Below are 20,134 nucleotides of genomic sequence, written 5' to 3' on the forward strand. Positions count from 1 at the left end.
AATGTTTTCATTTAACGTGGTTTATTCTGTTGATTGACCAGGTTATGGGGAGGCCAATTTTTACAAAAATTACAGATAATCTTTCTTAATTCCTAGATTTATCTTGTAGAAGAAAACAAGACATATAAAAAATAAATGAAGGATTTGAATGATCACCTGTTTCCATCAGGGATCCAAAATAAAAAGAGCCTGTATTTCTGCAATACAGGCTCTTTTTATAGTAAAATATATGTTAGATGCCAAGGCTGGCCCCTATACGTAATATTAGTCCATTCTGGTAAGGAGATCTGGTATCCTGCAATACGTCGTATAACGCCATGATGCTGAAAGCCGCTCTTCCACCAACCGGCTGCGAATAACCGGCTCCCATCAGCAGACTTGGTACACCATAATGATCAGTAACTGTGACCTTGGGATCGTTAGTATAATCCGTGCTTTTCATGCTCACAAAGTTATATTCCGGTTGTACGTGTATGAAAAGGAAATCGAGCGGATATACGCGGCCCCATATACCACCGCCAAAGATGGTGTATTGGTTCCGTTGAGTAGTATAATTGTTATAATCGCGAAAGCGTTCTGAACCATACTGTGCATTAATGTTGATACCTGCTGCGAACAGTTGAGAAATACGGTAGCCTATCAACGGCGATATATTCAAATTGGTATAATCTCCAAACGATAGTCCCAGAGAGCCTCCTATAATCAAACGGGAAGCATCAAATTTTTTACTTGCGGCAGGTGTTGCGGGTGCTGCGGTTGTATCCGTTTTATAATACTGTGCCTGTACCAGTTGTACCGTTGTTACCAGTAAAAAACATAACAATAAACGTTTCATACACTAATCCTTTAAATGGTTTTTTATTTCTTTAATGCACGTGTTAAATCAGAAAGAAGGACATAATGCAGCTCTCCTTGCGTTGGAGAAACCACGGTTAGGGTAAATACCTGTATATACAATACCTATTTCGTAAGCGCCGCGACGGTTATTAGCCTGTGCCAGAGTTGAAGTAGTTATATCATAACTAAACATTAGTTTTACATTTGATAACTGGTAACCCACCAGGAATACTGCTGCATCTTTCATACGATAATAGATTCCACCATATAATTGTTTATTCCCGTCTCCGGAAAGATTATACGCTGCATTTCCACCAAATACGGTTTCACTGGAACCTACCTGCCGGGAATAGTAAGCAGAAGGATTCAGGATCACTTTATCACTTACTTTCAGACTGGCATTCAGGAAGCCAATATAACGCCGTGCTATCTGGTTATTGTTATCATAAAAAGTTTCTCTCGGTTTATTGATATGCTGCACGGATAACCCTGCATTGATGTAAATATTTTCCGTTGGGAAATAGGCGTAGTTCATACCTACCTGCATATCAAAATAATTGATCTTCGTCTGGTCAAAAGGCTCGGCAGTTGGCACCTGCGAGTCAAAGAACTTTCCATTCCACTGATCTCCGAATGTGAGCTTTGTAGCATCTACCCGCTTACTGGCGGAACCGACGTTGAAGCCCAGGGAAAGCAGGCTGCTTTGTCCCAGTAACTGATGATACGCTACAGAACCATATACTTTAGTAGAAGTTAGATTTCCAGCTCCCGCCACATCACGCAGGATAACAGCTCCAACACCTACCCAGCCATATTCAAGCCTGTCGCGAAACAATTGAAAATCTCCAAAAGCAGACATCGTTTTATAAGGTACAGGGATGCTGGTCCACTGATCGCGGTAATTGATACCTATCCGGTAATTACCATCCGGAATAAATCCTGTATTGGCAGGATTGGTAATAAGCGGTGAGTTGAAGTACTGCGAAAAATGCAGATCCTGGGCACTGCCCTTCAATCCTGCAAAGAGCAGTATTGAACAACTGGCTATGTATTTAAAAATCTCCTTCATGTCCGTCATCTTAACAAGGTTACACTTCCATTCTTACTTGCTGTTGTACCGTCACTAAACTCTAAGTTGATTACGAAGGCATAGACATCCATTGGCTGTAGGTTCCCTTTAAAGGTTCCGTCCCATCCTATGGAGGGGCTGTTTGTCTCAAACATCAGCTGACCCCAGCGATTATATACTTTCATATTAAACTTGGCAATACCAAATCCTTTTACCAGAAACACATCGTTCACTCCATCCCTATTAGGCGAAAAAGCTGAAGGGATATCGAATAAGGGAATTATAATCGCACTTACCTGTTTATGTACTGTATCCGTACAACCGGTACGGTTAGTAGCAATCAGGTATACATCATAGATACCTGTTTTATTATACTGATACACCGGGTTAACATCGGAAGAACCATTGCCATCCCCGAACTCCCATACGAAGGTTACCGCGTCGGTAGAAGACTGATTCGCAAAAGTGACAGGTGTATTCTCTGTAGGCTTTACAGGTGAATAAGTAAAGTCTGCCGTTGGCGGAGCAAATACATTTATAGTCATTGCCGTATCATGCTGTTTGTTACAGGTACTCTGATCTTCCGCATGCAGCTTCACTATATAAGCGCCAGGTGTATTATAAGTATAAGTAGGACTTATATCTGTAGATGTACCAATACCATCACCGAAATCCCATGTAAAGGTTTCGCCACCTTTACTGGTGTTTTCAAATGTAATTGTAGCAGGTACACAGGAACTGTCCGGTGCTACAAAGGATGCCCTTACATTCGCCGCAACACGTAATGTTACTGTATCAACTTCCGGTGCATTACAATAGTTGGAATCTACAAGTGTTAGTGTAACGTTGTATACTCCTTCTACCTGGAATTGATGTGTATATGGAAAGTTTGCAGGCCCTACACTTACAGCCGGTGTATTATCTCCGAAATCCAGCACAAATGAGTTAGAAGCATATGGTTTTGGAGGAGCACTTACAAGATCAAATAAATAACTCAGTGACTCGCAGGGTGGCTGACGAACGGCAGTCATATTGAATTTTGCTTCATCCGTACGGATACGCAGTACCAGTCTGGCCGTATCGCAACCGTTACAACTGGCAGGATCACATTTTATCAGTGTTACGGTATAATTGCCTGAAAGACTGTAAGTATGTGTAATAGTATCGTTTGTATTGGTTACCTGTGGAGAGCCATCTCCGAAATCCCAGGTCCAGGTTAGTGCTTTTGAAGTGGTAGTATCTACAAATGTAATAGTAGCTGGTACACAATAATTCGTTTTCCTTTCCAGCGTTTTAATACCAGCCTTCACTCCATCCAGGTTAAAAGCTATCTTCAATGCACCCAGGTTACATTCTGGCGGTGCAGTACTACTGTATGCACCAGGTGTAGTAGGGTAACGAGGTCTGAAATCAGGGTTGGTAGGGCACCAGGCACAGATAGCCTGGTATATTACACCATTGCGGTCAAAACGGCTGGTACCACCATCCACATGTTCATATGTACCGTTACCACCAAAGTAACTGGCAAACAGTACATCCGTAGCATCGCGCTGCAAGACAAAAAAGTAAAAATCCTGACTGTCTGTAGAACTCTGCAATGCATTCTTCACACGTAAGCCGGTAGTATTTGAATTAGCATAATGTAATGAAGTATTGATTCCTCCACCCCATCCGGATACATATACATTCTCACAACGGTCTACCAGGAAGGCTACTGGTGAAATACTGGGAGTAGATGCTACTTTCCCAAAAGTAGTGGAATATACAAATGCAGAAAGATCTGGTTTCAGCTTGGCTATAAACTGTTTGGAATTATCATTGTAGAAGGTAGCAGTACCGGTGGGCTGCATAGTAGGCCAAGAGCCTTCTGTGGTACCCATGATATACACAAAACCTTTTGAATCCAGCTGAATACCATATACCTGGTCTGCTGCGGCAGCGCCAGCGGTCATTGTTCCAGCTCCCATATAGGTACTCTGCTGTAGTGTTTTACCATCTGCTGTAATATGTGCAATGAATCCATCACATACACCTCCACGGTAAGTACCGAACAATGGAGTGCCCCTCATCGGGAAGTTGTTACTGGCAGTACCACCTGCTACATATAAGCTGCTGGTGCCATCCAATGCCAGCACATAAGCCGCATCTTCCTTACTGCCTCCAAGATAACTGGCCCACAACAATGTATTACAATCCTGATTTATTTTCATCACCACACCATCCTGAGAACCTCCGGAATTGGGTTGGAAAACACCGGCGGTTACCGGGAAATTGGCTGAACGGGTACAGCTGGCAACATAAATATTACCGGTAGCATCGATAACCACTTCACTACGGGCATCATCTCCATAATTACGCAATAATATAGAGGTTCCCGTCTGACGGTTTTCGTTGATATTCACCCCTTCATCTTCAGGACTGGCAATAATCAGCGAGCCAATAATACCACTACCGCTGGCATTCAGTTTGGTGATGGCAATATCCCAGCCTCCTCTTGTTCCGACTATAGTACCGGGATAATTAGAAGAAGTTGTTCTGCCGGAAATCACCAGGTTGCCCGAAGGGTCTACAAATAAGCTATGTGGCTGTTCTAACCCATTGCCTCCCAGGTAGGTGGCATAAATCAGGGAACGTCCGTTGGATGCAAATTTACTGATCCCGATATCAAATGTACCACCACCATAAGTGGTTTGCAATGCACCTGTGGTAACTGGATAACCTACATTAAAAACGATCCCGCCTCCGTAGAAACACCCCTGTGCATCATAAGTGGCCGTAAAGCCCCAGTTGTCTGCAGTGGAACCTGATACTGTAGAAAAAACATAAGAAGGATCTATAACCAGCGGGTAAGCATCATTGTACTTACCGGATACCTTAAAACGCAGCTTATTGCCGCTTAATGAATAAGAAACCTTTACGCTTACACGTTCATTATCAATATACTGATAAGCAAATGGCATCTGCTCTGTAATGGTACCTACAGAAGTGGTGATGATCAACTGCTCTTTTTTGATCTCCATTTTATCTACTCCGGTATACTCCAGTTGTATAAGGGAAGGATCTGCACCCGCTTGCACAATGAGGTCATATTTAAGCACGGAGGACTCTGAGTACACCTGCATATCTATGCCGGGATATAATGATTTATAATTAACGAGTTGATACGATTTTACACCGGAACGCCATTTGGAAGGATCATTACCAATCAGATAATTGGCATAACTGTCTGCCGCTTTATCAGGTACAACTTCCGGATTGGCAGATGCATTCACGAAAGTAACTTCATATGCATGCCCTTTTACATCAGGTATTGTACCCGTTGCTGTGGTTTCAGTAGCTGCGGCTGCAGCATTGTTCTTAAAAGCTGTACGTCCTGAGGGATCAACACTGTAAGTGGTATCATGCACATGGCCGTGGATCTTATCTTTCAATCGATCACGGTCTGCTTTATCCTGCAATACAAACATAAAACCGGTACGCTTTAAAAAAGCGGCCCCTCCTCCCATATCTGTTTTGAATAAAAAATCTCCTGTCCACTGTCCTTTATTTTCAGTGAAGAGCAAAGGCTTATTATCGTAAAACTGCTGTGCTTGTGCCTGCGCGATAGCCTGATCACTGGCAAACAGCGAGAAGAAGAAAGCTAAACAGCCTATAGGGAAAGTAAGATTCAACGGAAAAGATTTAATTTTTGTACTGGAAAAACAAGTTTTTATACTTATAAACGCTGGTGCCGGTACTATTATTACAGCAATAACAACGCCAATCTCAGCATATAATCGTCCCTATAAACACTTCCTGGTTTTAGATATCTAAAACAGGCATGAGTTTAAAACGTACGCACTCTAAATTTAGTTACACGAATCAGTTTATAACGTCATATATTAATGAAAATCATTAATATAATAAATTGGCAGGCTAAAAGATTTAATAATGGTCAATATTACTTTTTCTCATTATATCTGAGCATGGCTTTAATAAAGGTACATCCTATTTGATTTATGCTGGCAATTTTAACCATCTCACATATACGAACCACGCTAATTTCCTTATCCGACAAAGTCCCTCTTATAATAAACGAGAAAAACCAGATCTACATCTGTGAAATCCAACCTATTTTTAAAATTTCTTTAGAATTACTGTGTTAATTTGAAGTTGATAACAACCGGCTTGTTATATAACAAAATAACTCTACATGTGGAGATATTATGCACTTCTGTCAGCCCTTTTTGCTGGCCTTACCGCTATTCTTGCTAAAATAGGAATGAAAGGTATTAACGGCAATGTGGCTACAGCTATCAGAACCGTGGTGATCCTGTTCATTTCCTGGGGAATTGTGCTCGCGGCCGGAGAGTTCAGGGAGTTAAAAACCCTGACAAAGAATAACTTACTATTTTTGCTGTTGTCTGGCGTAGCCACCGGGCTTTCCTGGATCTTTTATTTCAAGGCACTGGAAACAGGGCCCGTTTCCAAAGTTGCGCCCATAGATAAGTTAAGCGTAGCCATAGCTATAGGACTTTCTATTGTAATACTTAAGGAGTCCGTTGACTGGAAAACAATTGCAGGTGCCTTATTAATCATCACAGGTACTATTACCCTGATACGTTAATGTCATGAAATTACTGTTGGTTGAGGATGAACCTTTGTTGTTGGAGGAAATGGAAAATTATCTGACAGAGCAGGGATACCTTTGTGAGAAGGCCTCTACTTTTAAAGAAGGAGAAGATAAGATCAATTTATACGATTACGATGCCATCATTCTGGATATTAACCTGCCAGGCGGTACCGGTCTTCAACTGCTCAAATTACTAAAAAACCAGCACCGGGATACCGGGATATTGATAGTGTCTGCCAAAGATTCCCTGACAGATAAATTAACAGGCCTGGAAATGGGGGCTGACGACTACCTTACCAAACCATTTCATCTGGAAGAACTCAATGCCAGGATTAATGCCCTGCTGAGAAGAAAATCTTTTAATGGTCATAGCAAAATTGTAATAGACCACCTGGAAATTGATACCGCTGCCCATGAGGTACGCGGCAAAAATGAAATCATTAATCTTACCAAAAAAGAATACCAGCTGCTACTCTACTTCATCATTAATAAAAACCGGGTGGTGAGCAAACAATCTATTGCAGAACATTTATGGGGCGATCACTATGATATGGTTGATAATTATGACATTGTATACGTGCATACAATGAACCTGCGTAAAAAAATCACTGCATCTACAGGTACCGATTACATTAAAACTGTATATGGAATCGGCTATAAATTTACGCAATCATGAAATTACTGTATAAGACAACGAGAGACTTCCTGCTGGTGACTATCATAATAATGACCATCGCGGGGGTAGGGATATATCTATTACTGAAAAAGGAAGTAAAAGATGAAATGAATGAACAACTGGTATTCCAGACAGAATTAGCCATTAAACAAATGCAAAAAGGGAAACCGGCAAGTGACCCTTTCATAAGTATTACGCCTACCACAAACTCTCTAAGTTTAAAGCCGGTATACAAGGATACAGTAATATTTGACCAGGTTCAACAGGAAAATGAGGACTATCATTATCTGGAAATTGTTAAAGAGATTAATGGACAACATTATCATATTAAAGCAATGACCACCTATGTGGGCTGGGGGGAATACTATAAAACCATCTTTTACTTACTGCTGGCAGCCATCATTCTACTGGCCGGCTCAGGTGTATTAATCAATTACTTTTCCAATAAAAAGATCTGGAAACCATTCTGTCAAAACCTGGAACAACTGAAAAACTATTCAGTCAGCACCTCCACTCCTCTTCAGTTATACGACTCTCCTATCACAGAATTTAAAGAATTACAAGCTGCCCTTAAAGATCTAACCGAACGCAGTCATAGGGAATATATGGCCCTCCGGGAATTTACCGAAAACGCCTCCCACGAAATTCAAACGCCACTTGGTATTATTCAATCCAAACTCGACAGGCTAAGTCAATTGGAAGTAACGGAGGAAATGGCCAGATATATTGTGCAGGCAAAATCGGGCGTGGAAAGGTTAAGCAAAATGAATAAAAACCTCTTACTCCTGGCAAAACTGGATAACCAGATTTTTGAGGATAAACAGACCGTTGATCTGCAGGAAGTACTTGAACAGCATCTGTACTTAATGGAAGATTTATTTGCTGCTAAAAACATTGAGATAAAGACTCATATCAATAAAGAAACAATTATCGCAAATCTGTATTTATGCGATGTGCTTATATCCAACCTCTTTTCTAATGTACTACGTTACACCGAACAGGGCGGGCATGCTGGTATCCTCCTGCAATCCGGGCAACTGATAATTTCTAATTCCGGTAATCCCCTGGATTTCCCTTCCGATCAGTTGTTCAACCGGTTTAAGAAAAGCAACAACGCTGTTCAGTCCAATGGATTAGGTCTTGCTATCGTTCAACAAATCTGCATGGTAAGCGGATGGAATATTCATTACCACTACCTGGATCACACACATGTATTCAGCGTGCACTTTTAGACATTGTCTCTATACTTTAGAATGTATATAGATTCAGGATGTACGTTTACATCGTCATTACATTTTCTCTAAAATTTAATCCTTTACAATGAGCAGATATCTTGTTGGATTAACAGATATTTTTATCGCTGCGTTTATACATATACAGGAAGGCAAATAATACAGCATGATCAATTATAAGAAATACCCCTTCCTGCTGATCTTTCTTATTCCTTTGCAACTACTGGCACAACAAAAGGATATGGATTATTATATTGAACAGGGCTTACAAAATAGTCCCGTGCTCAGGAATTATCAGTACCAGGCACAGAGCACTAAAATTGACAGCCAGTTGTTAAGAGCTACCTTCCGGCCACAGGTTAACAGTAATAACACAGGCACCTATGCCCCCACTGTAAATGGCTGGGGGTATGATGGCGCACTATCGAACCTGCATACTTTCACTTCTCTCATTGGTGTATCACAAACCGTGATTGGCAGGAACAATATTAACAATCAGTACCTCTCTATCCAGTTACAAAATCTTGGATTGCAAAACCAGGGGAAAATATCTGCGCAGGACTTAAGGAAGAGTATCACCCAGCAATATATAACAACATATGGGGACCTGCTCCAGATAGATTTTAACAGTGAAATATTTACGCTCCTGAAAGCAGAAGATATTATTCTGAAAAGACTGGCTGAAAAAGGAGTGTATAAACAAACAGATTATTTATCCTTCCTGGTAAACCTTCAGCAACAGGAATCAATGATCAGTCAGTTGCGCATTCAGTATCAGAATGATTTTGCTACCTTAAATTATATCACCGGGTTAAATGATACTGCTTATACCGTATTACCAGCACCCAACATTAGTATAACACAACTACCCGACCTGCAGCAAACAATCTTTTATGAGCAGTTTAAGCTGGACAGTTTAAAGATAAAAGTGGATGATCAACAAATTGATTACAGCTATAAACCCAAAGTTGATCTCTTCGCAGATGGTGGTTATAACTCTTCCTTTGCTGTCACTCCCTACAAGAATTTCGGAGTAAGTGCAGGTGTATCCGTAATCGTGCCTATCTATGATGGGAAGCAGCGAAAAATGAAACATCAGAAGCTTTCCATTTCAGAACAAAACCGAAGTGCACAAAGAGATTTTTTCACAACGCAATATCATCAGCAGCTGGATCAGTTAGCACAGCAACTATCGCTTACCGAACAATTAATACAGCAAACTGCTATCCGGATAAGTTATGCAGAAGGATTGATAAAAGCACAAAAGCAACAATTGATAACAGGCGATGTACACATTGCAGATTATATCATTGCCATCAGTAATTATCTCAATGCAAAAAATATTATCACGCAGAACACTATCAATAAGTGGCAGATCATTAATCAGATCAACTACTGGAATCAAAAAATGTAACGCAATATGATGAAACAGGCTGCTATCTTTTTATTTTGTTTTGCGCTTGCTGCGATAACAGCATGTGACTCTCATCCGGATACGGCTGTTGAAGACACATCAGAGGCCGGTGTGCCGGTAACTATAACCAGCATTTCAACCGGGCCAATGACGGAAAACATTGAACTGAATGCTACTTCCTCTTTTCAGTTAAAAACATATATTAAAGCCAATACAACAGGATACCTGCAAGCAGTAAATGTCTATATAGGCGAGTACATCAGTAAGGGACAGGAAATATTTGTAATTAAAACGAAAGAAGCGGAGGCACTGGGAAATACAATCAACGCCCTGGATTCGTCTTTTCGTTTTACAGGTTTACTACATATTAAATCTCCTGGTAGCGGTTATGTTTCTACACTCACTTATAAAAAAGGAGATTATGTGCAGGATGGAGAGCAACTGGCTGTGATCAGTGATAAGAACAGTTTTGCTTTCCTGCTTGACATTCCTTACGAATTAAAGTCTTACCTCAACAGCAATAAAAATATCGTCATCAAATTACCGGATGGTACACGGCTGAATGGTTATGTTGCTTCTTCCATGCCTTCAGTTGATCCGGTAGCGCAAACACAGAGCATCGTGATAAAAGTAAATACTGATCAGCAGATACCGGAAGGGTTAATTGCAAAAGCAGTATTGGTAAAAGAAGCAAAAGAAAACACAATCTCACTGCCGAAAGAAGCGGTGTTAACAAATGAAACGCAGACTTCCTTCTGGATAATGAAACTAACAGACAGTGTGACAGCTGTAAGAGTTCCCGTTAAAAAAGGATTGGAAAATGGAAGTATGGTAGAGATTCTTTCTCCTGCATTTTCTGTCAATGATAAGATTTTACTTACCGGAAATTACGGTCTTTCAGATACCGCAAAAGTATCGGTTAAATAACTGCACCTGATGAAGATTTCCTTTACAGCATATAAACACCCGGTAACAGTTGTACTGGCTATTATTATTTTAGGAGGCATGTTTGCTTATAGCAGATTGCAATCAGCCTTATTTCCGGAAATTACTTTCCCTAAAATAAAGATCATTGCAGATGCCGGTCAGCAGCCTGTAAATAAGATGATGATCACCGTAACCCGTGAGCTGGAGAATGCAGTAAAGCAGGTACCGGATCTGCAAATGATTCGTAGTACTACCAGTCGTGGCAGTTGTGAAATAAGTGCTTTCATGAATTGGAATGCTGATATAGATGTAAGTCAGCAACGCATTGAATCCAAAATCAGCGAGATAAAAAATATACTGCCGCCGGAAGTACAAATCACTGTTGAAAGGATGAACCCTTCCATACTCCCTGTGATTGGATATACTCTGGAAGCACCGGGTATGACGCCCATTGAAGCAAAGCTACTTGCTATCTACACCATCAAACCATTTTTGTCGCAGGTAGAAGGGGTTAGTGAGGTCCGCGTGGCAGGTGGTAAAACAAAAGAGTACTGGCTTATTTTGAACATTGGTAAAATGAATGCGCTGGGCCTGACTTCCGACGCTATTACCACTGCGCTGAATCAAACCAATTTCATTCAATCAAATGGTTATTTATCAGATTACAGGCAAATGTATCTAACGGTAACGGATGCGCTGGTGGATACTAAAGATAAATTAGAGAACCTTGTTATTAAAAATGATGGCAAGCGGATTATAACACTTCATGATATTGCTGACATAGAAATACAGGAAGCAAAAGAGTATGTAAAAATAAATGCTAACGGGCATAATGCTATTTTACTTTCTGTAATAAAACAGCCAAATGCAAACCTGGTTGACCTCTCAGAAAAAATGGCAAAAAAGGTGGCAGAACTCCGTACTATCCTACCCAAAGGAGTAATCATTCAGCCAGATTATGTACAGGCAGATTTTGTAAATGATGCCATTAGAAGTGTGACCGATAGTTTGTGGATCGGGCTGGTTCTTGCAATCATTGTAGCAATTATTTTCCTGCGTTCATTAAAGGCAAGTTTGGTTATCCTGATCACCATACCCGTTACGCTGTTAATGACGTTGATTGTTTTATATGCTACCAGACAAACCTTCAACATTATGACACTCGGGGCTATTGCCGCTGCCATCGGGTTAATCATAGATGATGCTATTGTGGTAGTAGAACAAATTCATCGTACGCATGAGGAACATCCGGAAGAACCAACTACCAGTCTTCTACAAAAGGCCATTAGCTATTTATTACCAGCGATGGTAGGATCATCACTTAGTACAATCGTGATTTTTCTTCCATTTATGCTGATGACAGGAGTAGCAGGCGCCTATTTTAAAATAATGACCGATACCATGATCATCACATTGGTATGTTCATTCTTTGTAACCTGGATAGGGTTGCCGGTTATTTATTTATTATTCAGCCGAAATGAAGGTAAAATGCCTGCTAAGAATATCAGGAATGAAAGCAGTATACATCATCTGAACTGGGTAGCTTTTTTCATAAAGCGCCCCATTATCAGCATATTGTTTATGTTATTCCTGGCGGGTTCTATTTACTTTATATTACCCAGACTGGAAACCGGTTTTTTGCCGGAAATGGATGAAGGAAGTATTGTACTGGATTATAGTTCACCGCCAGGAACTTCACTGGAAGAGACTGACCGCATGCTCAGGGAAGTGGAAAAAATCATCACTAAAATTCCTGAGGTAGCAACCTACACCAGGAGAACTGGTACACAAATGGGATTCTTTATAACAGAACCTAACCGTGGTGATTACCTGATACAATTAAAGAAGAACAGAAACAAAACAACCAACGATATAATTGATGAAATAAGAACCAGCGTAGAAGCTTCACAACCTGCATTACGCATAGATTTTGGACAGGTTATTGGTGATATGCTGGGTGATTTAATGACATCAGTACAACCAATTGAGGTTAAAATATTCGGTAATGACCAGCTAAAATTACAGGCATTATCAAAGCAGGTAGCCAATGTGATTGAGAATGTGAAAGGTACGGCAGATGTGTTTGATGGTATTGTGATTGCAGGGCCATCTATCTCCATTAAACCACAAGCGGTAACTCTGGCACAATATGGGATTACGCCTGCCAATCTGCAGTACCAGCTTCAAACCGCACTGGAAGGAAATGTGGTGGGTACCGTTTTTAATAAACAACAAATCTCTTCTATACGACTGGTATATCCAGGCAACCGGAATTTAAGTGTGGAAGATATTAAACGACTACAGATATCTTTACCAAACGGAAAACTTACACCCATTACTAACCTGGCAAGTGTGAAAGTAAATGCAGGAGATGCAGAAATTGAACGGGAGAATTTACAGTCAATGGGAGTGGTGACCGGCCGACTGGACAACCGGGATCTGGGCAGTGTAATGAGAGATATTCAAAAGGAAGTGGGAGCCCGTATAACGTTACCCATAGGTTATCACATCGAATATGGAGGCACTTATGCCGATCAGAAAAAATCTTTCAATGAGCTACTGATAATTCTGATAACAAGCTGCCTGCTGGTATTTGGTGTTATACTATTTTTATTCCGGAGTTTCAGAGAGGCATTACTGATATTGCTGATTGCAGTACTGGGTATTAGTGGTAGTTATCTGGGCTTATATCTTACTAACACTCCCCTTAACGTAGGTAGTTATACCGGTCTCATTATGATTGTTGGTATCATTGGTGAAAATGCCATTTTTACTTTTCTTCAGTTCAGAGAGTCAATGATGAAAAGTAATAACGTTGAAGAAGCTATTGTTTATTCTATTTCAGTAAGGTTACGTCCCAAATTAATGACAGCATTAGGGGCCATCATTGCATTAATGCCACTTGCTCTGGGAATCGGAACAGGTGCACAATTACACCAGCCACTAGCCATTGCCGTGATTGGAGGTTTTATAGTAGCATTACCGCTGTTGCTGATAGTGCTGCCAAGTTTGATGTATGCAGTGTTTAAGAATAAACAATAGAATATTTTTAAGAGATTGACCATGATACTCCGGAGGAGTTGCTGGTTATGGGAGTAATTTAAGAGATTTTACTCCACTGGGATTTCCCCAGTTGTGCAGATAAAAATTGTTGTAAAGGTTGATTTTCCGGTAGTGTAAGATCTGGATCTTCCTGCAAAATTTTCTCTGCGCTGGCACGGGCAGCTTCCAGCACAGCCCTGTCGGCAACAATATCTGCCAGTTTAAGATCCAGCAATCCACTTTGACGGGTACCTTCGATATCGCCGGGACCACGTAGTTCCATATCTTTTTCGGAGATCAGGAAACCATCGTTGGTTTGTACCATCACACCGATACGTTCTTTGCCATCATGCCCCAGTTTATTGCCCGTCATCAGGATGCAATAGGACTGTTCAGCACCTCTTCCCACTCTACCCCTCAACTGGTGCAGCTGGGAAAGACCGAAACGCTCGGTGCTTTCTATCACCATTACAGAAGCATTGGGTACGTTTACGCCTACTTCTATCACGGTGGTAGCCACCATGATCTGCGTGTCGCCAGTCACAAAACGGTGCATGTTTGCGTCCTTCATATCTGCCGGCTGCCGGCCGTGCACCATACTGATATAATATCTCGGTTCAGGAAAAAAGGCTTTCACTTCTTCATACCCTTTCATCAGGTTCTCATAATCAAGTGTTTCCGATTCTTCAATTAACGGATACACGATATATGCCTGCCTGCCTTTTCCTATTTCCTCTTTTATAAAATCCATTACCTGCGGACGTTGAAACTCTGTGCGGTGTACCGTCGTGATGGGTTTACGGCCCGGTGGCAGTTCATCAATCACAGAAACATCCAGATCACCGTATACCGTCATGGCCAGTGTACGCGGGATAGGCGTAGCCGTCATTACCAGGATATGCGGCGGCATCACATTCTTTTGCCAAAGCCGGGCACGCTGGGCCACACCAAAGCGATGTTGCTCATCCACAATAGCCATTCCCAGGTTTTTGAACTCCACCTGATTTTCCAGTAAGGCATGTGTGCCTATCAGCAGGTGGATTTCTCCGGATGCTACATCTTTCAAGATTTGTTTACGTGCCTTTCCTTTAATACTACCAGTGAGCAATGCCACTTTTACCTGCATTTTTTCCAGCAATGCTGAAATGCTTTTATAGTGCTGCTGTGATAATATTTCGGTAGGAGCCATTAAACAGGCCTGGAAGCCGTTATCTACTGCCAGCAACATTGTTAACAGCGCCACCATTGTTTTACCGCTGCCCACATCTCCCTGGATCAGCCGGTTCATTTGCCTGCCTGTTACGGTATCCTGACGGATCTCTTTCAGTACCCGTTTCTGAGCGCCGGTAAGAGAAAAAGGCAGGTGTTCATTGTAGAATGTATTGAATGCATCGCCAACAAGGTTGAAAATGAAACCATGTGACTGCTGTTGTCGTCTTATTTTAAGCCGGCAGATCCTGATCTGTGCAAGGAATAACTCTTCGAACTTCAGCCTGCGCCTGGCCTGCTGCGCATCTTCTTCTCCGGCAGGAAGGTGGATCTTAAAGAAAGCCTTTGAACGGTCCATCAACCGGTATTGTTCCAGCACTGGCAGAGGTATGTTTTCCTGGATTTCCTGTGGAGACATTTGTTCCAGCAGGTTTTTTGTCAGCTTTCCGATTGCCTTGGCCGTGAGCCCCCGGGCTTTCAGTTTCTCGGTGGTATAATACACCGGCTCCAGGAATTGCTTACCCGCAACAATCTCTCCGGTGAGCAGGTCCATTTCAGGATGTGACATCTGAAGGTAACCGTTAAACAGAGACAGCTTACCAAACACCAGGTAGGCAGTATTTAACTGTAGCGATTTCTCCATCCATTGCCATCCCTGGAACCATATCAGGGAGATTTCCCCGGTTTCGTCTTTCAGGGTTGCTACGAGTCTTTTTGCGCGGTTCTCTCCCACTACTTCCAGGCGGGTAATCCGTCCTCTTATCTGCACATAGTCCATCTGTCCGTGTAAACTGATGATCTTTTCCACTTTGGTACGGTCTACATACCTGAATGGAAAATAGTCCAGCAGATCACGGAAGGTATGCAGGCTGATTTCTTTACGCAACAGTTCCCCCCGCTGCGGCCCTACTCCTTTCAGATACTCTATGGGATTGGATAATATGGAAGTTACTGTAGCGATGATTTTAGTATTCGGGTACAAAAATACCTTTTGTGGAAGACATGATTACTACAAACTCAGACTCCGTCAGGAGTCTCCTGTTTGTAATAATTTAACAGGGGACTCTTAACGGAGCCAAATGTAGTGATATAAGATAAGCCATTTTTATGCACAGGCAACTCCTCGGAGTTTTCCTGTCAGCTTCTCTATAATTTGTTTTGTGATCAGTTATTCAACTTCCACTTTACCTTCTACGAATTGCTTCATCCATTCTGTAGTAACGGATTTAGGTCTTTCGAGAGAGAAACCAAGCGCACGGTCCCAACACAGGGAGGCCAATACACCCAATGCGCGGGAAACACCAAACAATACGGTATAGAACTCATATTCTACCAGTCCGTAATGCACCAGCAAAGCGCCGGAATGTGCATCCACATTAGGCCAAGGGTTCTTTACTTTACCCAGATCTTCTAAGATTGGCGGAACGGTTTCATATACCAGCCAAACGATTTTTACCAGCTCATCGTCAGACAGGTGTTTCTTTGCAAACTCCATCTGTGCGGTAAAGCGTGGATCTGTTTTACGCAGTACGGCGTGACCATAACCTGGTACAACCTTACCTTCAGAAAGTGTTTTACGTACGTAGTCAGCGATCTGCTCTTTGGTAGGCATGCCACCACCGAGTTCTTCGCGCATGCTCAGTATCCATTTGATCACTTCCTGGTTTGCGAGGCCATGCAGCGGACCTGCCAGGCCATTCATACCAGCAGCAAAAGAAAGGTAGGCATCACTGAGGGCAGAACCCACCAGGTGGGTAGTATGTGCACTCACGTTACCACCTTCATGGTCTGCGTGGATAGTCATATACAGGCGCATCAGTTCTCTGAAACCTTCATCAGAATAACCCAGCATATGTGCAAAGTTACCTGCCCAGTCCAGCAATCCATTAGGCTGAATATGATTTCCACCTTTGTATTTGCGGCGATAGATATATGCGGCTATACGTGGCAAACGGGCAATGAGGTCCATTGCATCGTCGTACATATAGCTCCAGTAGTCTTTTTTATTGATCCCTTCCCCATAGGCTTTTGCAAAAGCAGATTCTGTTTGCATAGCCATTACACCCACAGTGAACATTGTCATAGGGTGAGTGGTAATAGGCAATGCTTCTATAGCATCAAAAACGTGGTTGGGTACATGTGAGCGGCGGCCCCACTGGCTTGATAAGTGTTGTACATCAGCTTCAGTAGGCAGTTCGCCTATCAGCATCAGGTAAAATAATCCTTCCGGCAATGGCTCAGCACCATTGGGTGCTTTTGGCATTTTTTCACGTAACTCCGGAATAGAATAACCGCGGAACCGGATACCTTCATTGGCATCCAATAATGATGTTTCTGTAACCAAACCTGTTATACCACGCATTCCCTGGTAAACCTGTGCTAACGTAACATCCTCTATCTTCCTGGTGCCATGGTTCTTCACGAGGTCTTTTACTTCGGCGTTGAGCTCATCGGCCTTTACCTTGAATTTTTCTTTTATATACCCCATTTTAAACTGTTGATTTGGTAATAATAACAAAAAATCGATCGATTGTCAAAAGTAATGATTTGTTAATGAACTTAACAGCTCCCGATCAAGGTTTTGAAGGAAACTACAGCCAGAGCACATCACAAATTATTGGCTATCAATATACTAAAAGATATGTTTATTGCATAAGCAATGTATTAAAGAAATGTGAATTTTTATTTGGGCGCTCTGAAATACAACCAGAATGCAAGGAGTCCGAACATAAAATTGGGAATCCAGACCGCCAGTAGCGGGTTCAGGTCTGCTTTAATAGAAAACACCGTGGAAAATTGCAGGAAGATAATATAGCTGGCGCTGATCACAATTCCAACGGCCAGGTGTAACCCACTTCCTCCCCTTACTTTCTTTGACGCAATAATGGCTCCTATGAGGGTAAGGATCACTACTGCCGCGGCGGAAGAGGTACGCCGGTATCTTTCAACATATAATACATTCAGTCCTTCTGCCCCTTTCAGTTCCTCCCTGTTGATATAACGGTTCAGTTCCGGAGTGGTCATAGCCTGCTCTTTGTTTTTTTCTTCCTTCATTTCTTCCGGTCGCAGGCGGATACTGATAGAGGTATCCGGGCTGTTCACCCAATGTTCTTTCAATCCATCAATAGTACGGATGGTTACAAAGTTGAGTTTCCACTTTTTAGTGACGGAATCCCAGGCAATACGGTCTGCTTTCAGTTTACGGAACATTTGTTGTCCACGGATATCTTCCAGCATAAAGTTCCCGCCGCTTTTATAATTGGGATCATAAGAACCGAAGGTAATATAGGTAAAGCTGTCGATACGCATGGTTTTGTCGTAGATATTCTGCTGGGTCTTCTTCCTGTCTACATACTCACTCTCAAATTTATTCCGGACACGATTAGCAGTAGGTACCGTCCAGCGGTTACCTGCCCATAACAGTGTACCAAACAGGAAAGCGCCTACCCAGTAAGGGCGTAAAAAGCGCCGGAAGCTTACCCCGCTGCACAAAATAGCAACGATTTCCGTCCGGTAAGCCATTTTGGAGGTAAAAAAGATCACTGATATAAAAATAAACAGGGGGAATAACAGGGCAGCTATATATGGTATAAAACCAAAGTAATAATCTACCACAATCCTGTATAAGGACAGGTTACTGTTCATAAAGTCATCAATCTTTTCAGTTATATCTATCACGATGGATATAACGAGCAGGATTGACAACGAATAAATGAAAGTACTTATGAACTTGCGTAATATATACCAGTCGATCTTAGTCATAATATATAGGCAAAATAATAAATAATATGAAAGGGCAGCTATAAAGCTTTTGTTAAAACCCTTCATAGAAGCCTCCTTAAATTAGAGGGCTATAATCTTGTCTTCAATTGTGGCACCATTCTCTCTTTCCAGCCGGCAAAAGTGCCTGCCAGAATCTGTTCCCTTGCTACTTTTACCAGTTCAAGGTAAAAGGCCAGGTTGTGAATACTGGCTAATTGCATTCCCAGGAATTCTCCGGCAGCAAAAAGATGCCGCAGATAAGCCCTGGAATACTGGCGGCTGGCAAAGCAGTCGGTACTTTCAGCAATAGGAGAAAAATCGGTTGCCCATTTCTTATTCTTAATATTGATTACTCCTTCCCAGGTGAACAGCATTCCATTGCGACCGTTCCTTGTTGGCATCACGCAATCGAACATATCCACACCCAACGCAATGTTTTCCAGGATATTCCAGGGAGTGCCCACGCCCATCAGGTAACGGGGTTTATGAGCCGGGAGGATGTCGCATACCAGACCGCACATTTCGTACATATCCTGTTCTGGCTCTCCTACACTCAGTCCACCGATAGCGTTACCCGCGCATTCACGGGCAGCAATTTCGGTAGCAGAAATAGTACGCAGGTCTTTATAGGTACTACCCTGCACTATGGGAAACAATGTTTGTTCATGTCCATAGGAAGGCTCTGTTTCTCCCAGGCGTTTTATACAGCGATCCAGCCAGCGGTGGGTCAGTTCCATCGACTTGCGGGCATAACGGTATTCTGAAGGGTAAGGCGGGCATTCATCAAAAGCCATAATGATATCGGCCCCGATGGTCCTCTGAATATCCATCACATTTTCAGGAGTAAAAAGGTGTTTGGAGCCATCTATATGTGACTGGAACATTACTCCTTCTTCCTTGATTTTACGGTTGGCAGCCAGTGAAAATACCTGGTAACCACCACTATCTGTCAGCAACGGCCGGTCCCAGCCATTAAACTTATGCAGTCCGCCTGCCAGGGAAAGTACTTCCAGTCCGGGCCGAAGGTATAAATGATAGGTATTTCCCAGTATGATCTGTGCATTGATGTCTGTACGCAACTGTTCCTGCGTTACAGCCTTCACGCTGCCCACTGTACCTACCGGCATAAAAATAGGTGTTTCGATAACGCCATGGCCGGTAGTAATCACTCCTGCGCGCGCTTTGCTGCCGCTGTCTGTTGTTTTCAGTTCAAAAATCATCTCTTTACAAGTTCAGTAGGGTTTTATTTCCCCCCTTTGGTTGGGGGAAAATGAAACCCTACCCTGTTTTCAGGGGGCAAAAATAAGGGAAAAGATACTTAATGCTGAATACAGGTTGCAACAGGCTTAAGGCA

Annotated in this window: 13 protein-coding genes; 6 read left to right on the forward strand and 7 right to left on the reverse strand. The window is 42.2% G+C overall.

Translation table 11 applies throughout. The features are described 5' to 3' along the window. Positions 1-232: 232 nt before the first annotated feature. From BM176_RS02675 to BM176_RS02685, 3 genes are read right to left on the reverse strand one after another with little or no spacing between them, the layout of a single operon-like run. On the reverse strand, positions 233-835 hold the full coding sequence (locus tag BM176_RS02675) for a hypothetical protein (RefSeq protein WP_090099275.1): 603 nt from the start codon (positions 833-835) through the stop codon (positions 233-235). 48 nt (positions 836-883) lie between these two features. Continuing rightward, on the reverse strand, positions 884-1,906 hold the full coding sequence (locus BM176_RS02680; RefSeq protein WP_090101569.1) for a PorP/SprF family type IX secretion system membrane protein: 1,023 nt from the start codon (positions 1,904-1,906) through the stop codon (positions 884-886). Positions 1,907-1,911: 5 nt separating this feature from the next. Then, a complete protein-coding gene (locus tag BM176_RS02685; RefSeq protein ID WP_090099277.1) occupies positions 1,912-5,577 on the reverse strand; it encodes a gliding motility-associated C-terminal domain-containing protein in 3,666 nt (1,221 codons plus the stop codon). A gap of 521 nt (positions 5,578-6,098) precedes the next feature. Here BM176_RS02685 and BM176_RS02690 point away from each other — a divergent pair. The 6 genes from BM176_RS02690 to BM176_RS02715 all read left to right on the forward strand — a co-directional run bounded on the left by BM176_RS02690 (position 6,099) and on the right by BM176_RS02715 (position 13,809). Beyond that, positions 6,099-6,512, forward strand: a complete 414-nt coding sequence (locus tag BM176_RS02690) for an EamA family transporter (protein WP_090099279.1) — start codon at positions 6,099-6,101, stop codon at positions 6,510-6,512. Between the two features lie 4 nt (positions 6,513-6,516). Beyond that, complete coding sequence (locus BM176_RS02695; protein ID WP_090099281.1) at positions 6,517-7,194, forward strand: response regulator transcription factor; 678 nt, start codon at positions 6,517-6,519, stop codon at positions 7,192-7,194. After that, on the forward strand, positions 7,191-8,426 hold the full coding sequence (locus BM176_RS02700; protein WP_090099283.1) for a sensor histidine kinase: 1,236 nt from the start codon (positions 7,191-7,193) through the stop codon (positions 8,424-8,426). The genes BM176_RS02695 and BM176_RS02700 overlap by 4 nt, the downstream gene beginning before the upstream one ends. Before the next feature lie 166 nt (positions 8,427-8,592). Then, on the forward strand, positions 8,593-9,840 hold the full coding sequence (locus BM176_RS02705) for a TolC family protein (RefSeq protein WP_090099285.1): 1,248 nt from the start codon (positions 8,593-8,595) through the stop codon (positions 9,838-9,840). A 6-nt stretch (positions 9,841-9,846) separates the two neighbouring features. Further along, positions 9,847-10,767, forward strand: a complete 921-nt coding sequence (locus tag BM176_RS02710; protein ID WP_090099287.1) for an efflux RND transporter periplasmic adaptor subunit — start codon at positions 9,847-9,849, stop codon at positions 10,765-10,767. Between the two features lie 9 nt (positions 10,768-10,776). Further along, a complete protein-coding gene (locus tag BM176_RS02715; protein WP_090099289.1) occupies positions 10,777-13,809 on the forward strand; it encodes an efflux RND transporter permease subunit in 3,033 nt (1,010 codons plus the stop codon). A gap of 58 nt (positions 13,810-13,867) precedes the next feature. On the opposite strand, the gene recG is transcribed toward BM176_RS02715, so the two are convergent. The 4 genes from recG to tgt all read right to left on the reverse strand — a co-directional run bounded on the left by recG (position 13,868) and on the right by tgt (position 20,000). Next, positions 13,868-16,000 (reverse strand): ATP-dependent DNA helicase RecG, encoded by a 2,133-nt coding sequence (gene recG, locus BM176_RS02720; protein ID WP_255373413.1) that lies wholly within the window; start codon positions 15,998-16,000, stop codon positions 13,868-13,870. 186 nt (positions 16,001-16,186) lie between these two features. After that, entirely contained in the window at positions 16,187-17,506 is a 1,320-nt protein-coding gene (locus tag BM176_RS02725) for a citrate (Si)-synthase, eukaryotic (protein ID WP_090099290.1), read from the reverse strand. 194 nt (positions 17,507-17,700) lie between these two features. Further along, positions 17,701-18,780 carry an LptF/LptG family permease gene (locus BM176_RS02730; RefSeq protein WP_177230275.1) on the reverse strand — a complete coding sequence of 360 codons (1,080 nt, stop codon included), beginning with the start codon at positions 18,778-18,780 and terminating at the stop codon, positions 17,701-17,703. An 89-nt stretch (positions 18,781-18,869) separates the two neighbouring features. Then, a complete protein-coding gene (gene tgt / locus BM176_RS02735; protein ID WP_090099295.1) occupies positions 18,870-20,000 on the reverse strand; it encodes a tRNA guanosine(34) transglycosylase Tgt in 1,131 nt (376 codons plus the stop codon). Positions 20,001-20,134: the final 134 nt, after the last annotated feature.

It is taken from the genome of Chitinophaga sp. CF118 (assembly GCF_900112615.1).
Taxonomy (GTDB): Bacteria; Bacteroidota; Bacteroidia; order Chitinophagales; family Chitinophagaceae; genus Chitinophaga.

Excerpts from the sequence above, each read along its gene's own strand:
- BM176_RS02705 (WP_090099285.1), top strand. The coding sequence starts at position 8,593 with ATGATCAATTATAAGAAATACCCCTTCCTGCTGATCTTTCTTATTCCT.
- tgt (WP_090099295.1), bottom strand. The coding sequence starts at position 20,000 with ATGATTTTTGAACTGAAAACAACAGACAGCGGCAGCAAAGCGCGCGCA.
- BM176_RS02700 (WP_090099283.1), top strand. The coding sequence starts at position 7,191 with ATGAAATTACTGTATAAGACAACGAGAGACTTCCTGCTGGTGACTATC.
- BM176_RS02675 (WP_090099275.1), bottom strand. The coding sequence starts at position 835 with ATGAAACGTTTATTGTTATGTTTTTTACTGGTAACAACGGTACAACTG.
- BM176_RS02730 (WP_177230275.1), bottom strand. The coding sequence starts at position 18,780 with ATGACTAAGATCGACTGGTATATATTACGCAAGTTCATAAGTACTTTC.
- BM176_RS02695 (WP_090099281.1), top strand. The coding sequence starts at position 6,517 with ATGAAATTACTGTTGGTTGAGGATGAACCTTTGTTGTTGGAGGAAATG.
- BM176_RS02690 (WP_090099279.1), top strand. The coding sequence starts at position 6,099 with ATGTGGAGATATTATGCACTTCTGTCAGCCCTTTTTGCTGGCCTTACC.
- BM176_RS02725 (WP_090099290.1), bottom strand. The coding sequence starts at position 17,506 with ATGGGGTATATAAAAGAAAAATTCAAGGTAAAGGCCGATGAGCTCAAC.
- BM176_RS02710 (WP_090099287.1), top strand. The coding sequence starts at position 9,847 with ATGATGAAACAGGCTGCTATCTTTTTATTTTGTTTTGCGCTTGCTGCG.
- BM176_RS02680 (WP_090101569.1), bottom strand. The coding sequence starts at position 1,906 with ATGAAGGAGATTTTTAAATACATAGCCAGTTGTTCAATACTGCTCTTT.
- BM176_RS02715 (WP_090099289.1), top strand. The coding sequence starts at position 10,777 with ATGAAGATTTCCTTTACAGCATATAAACACCCGGTAACAGTTGTACTG.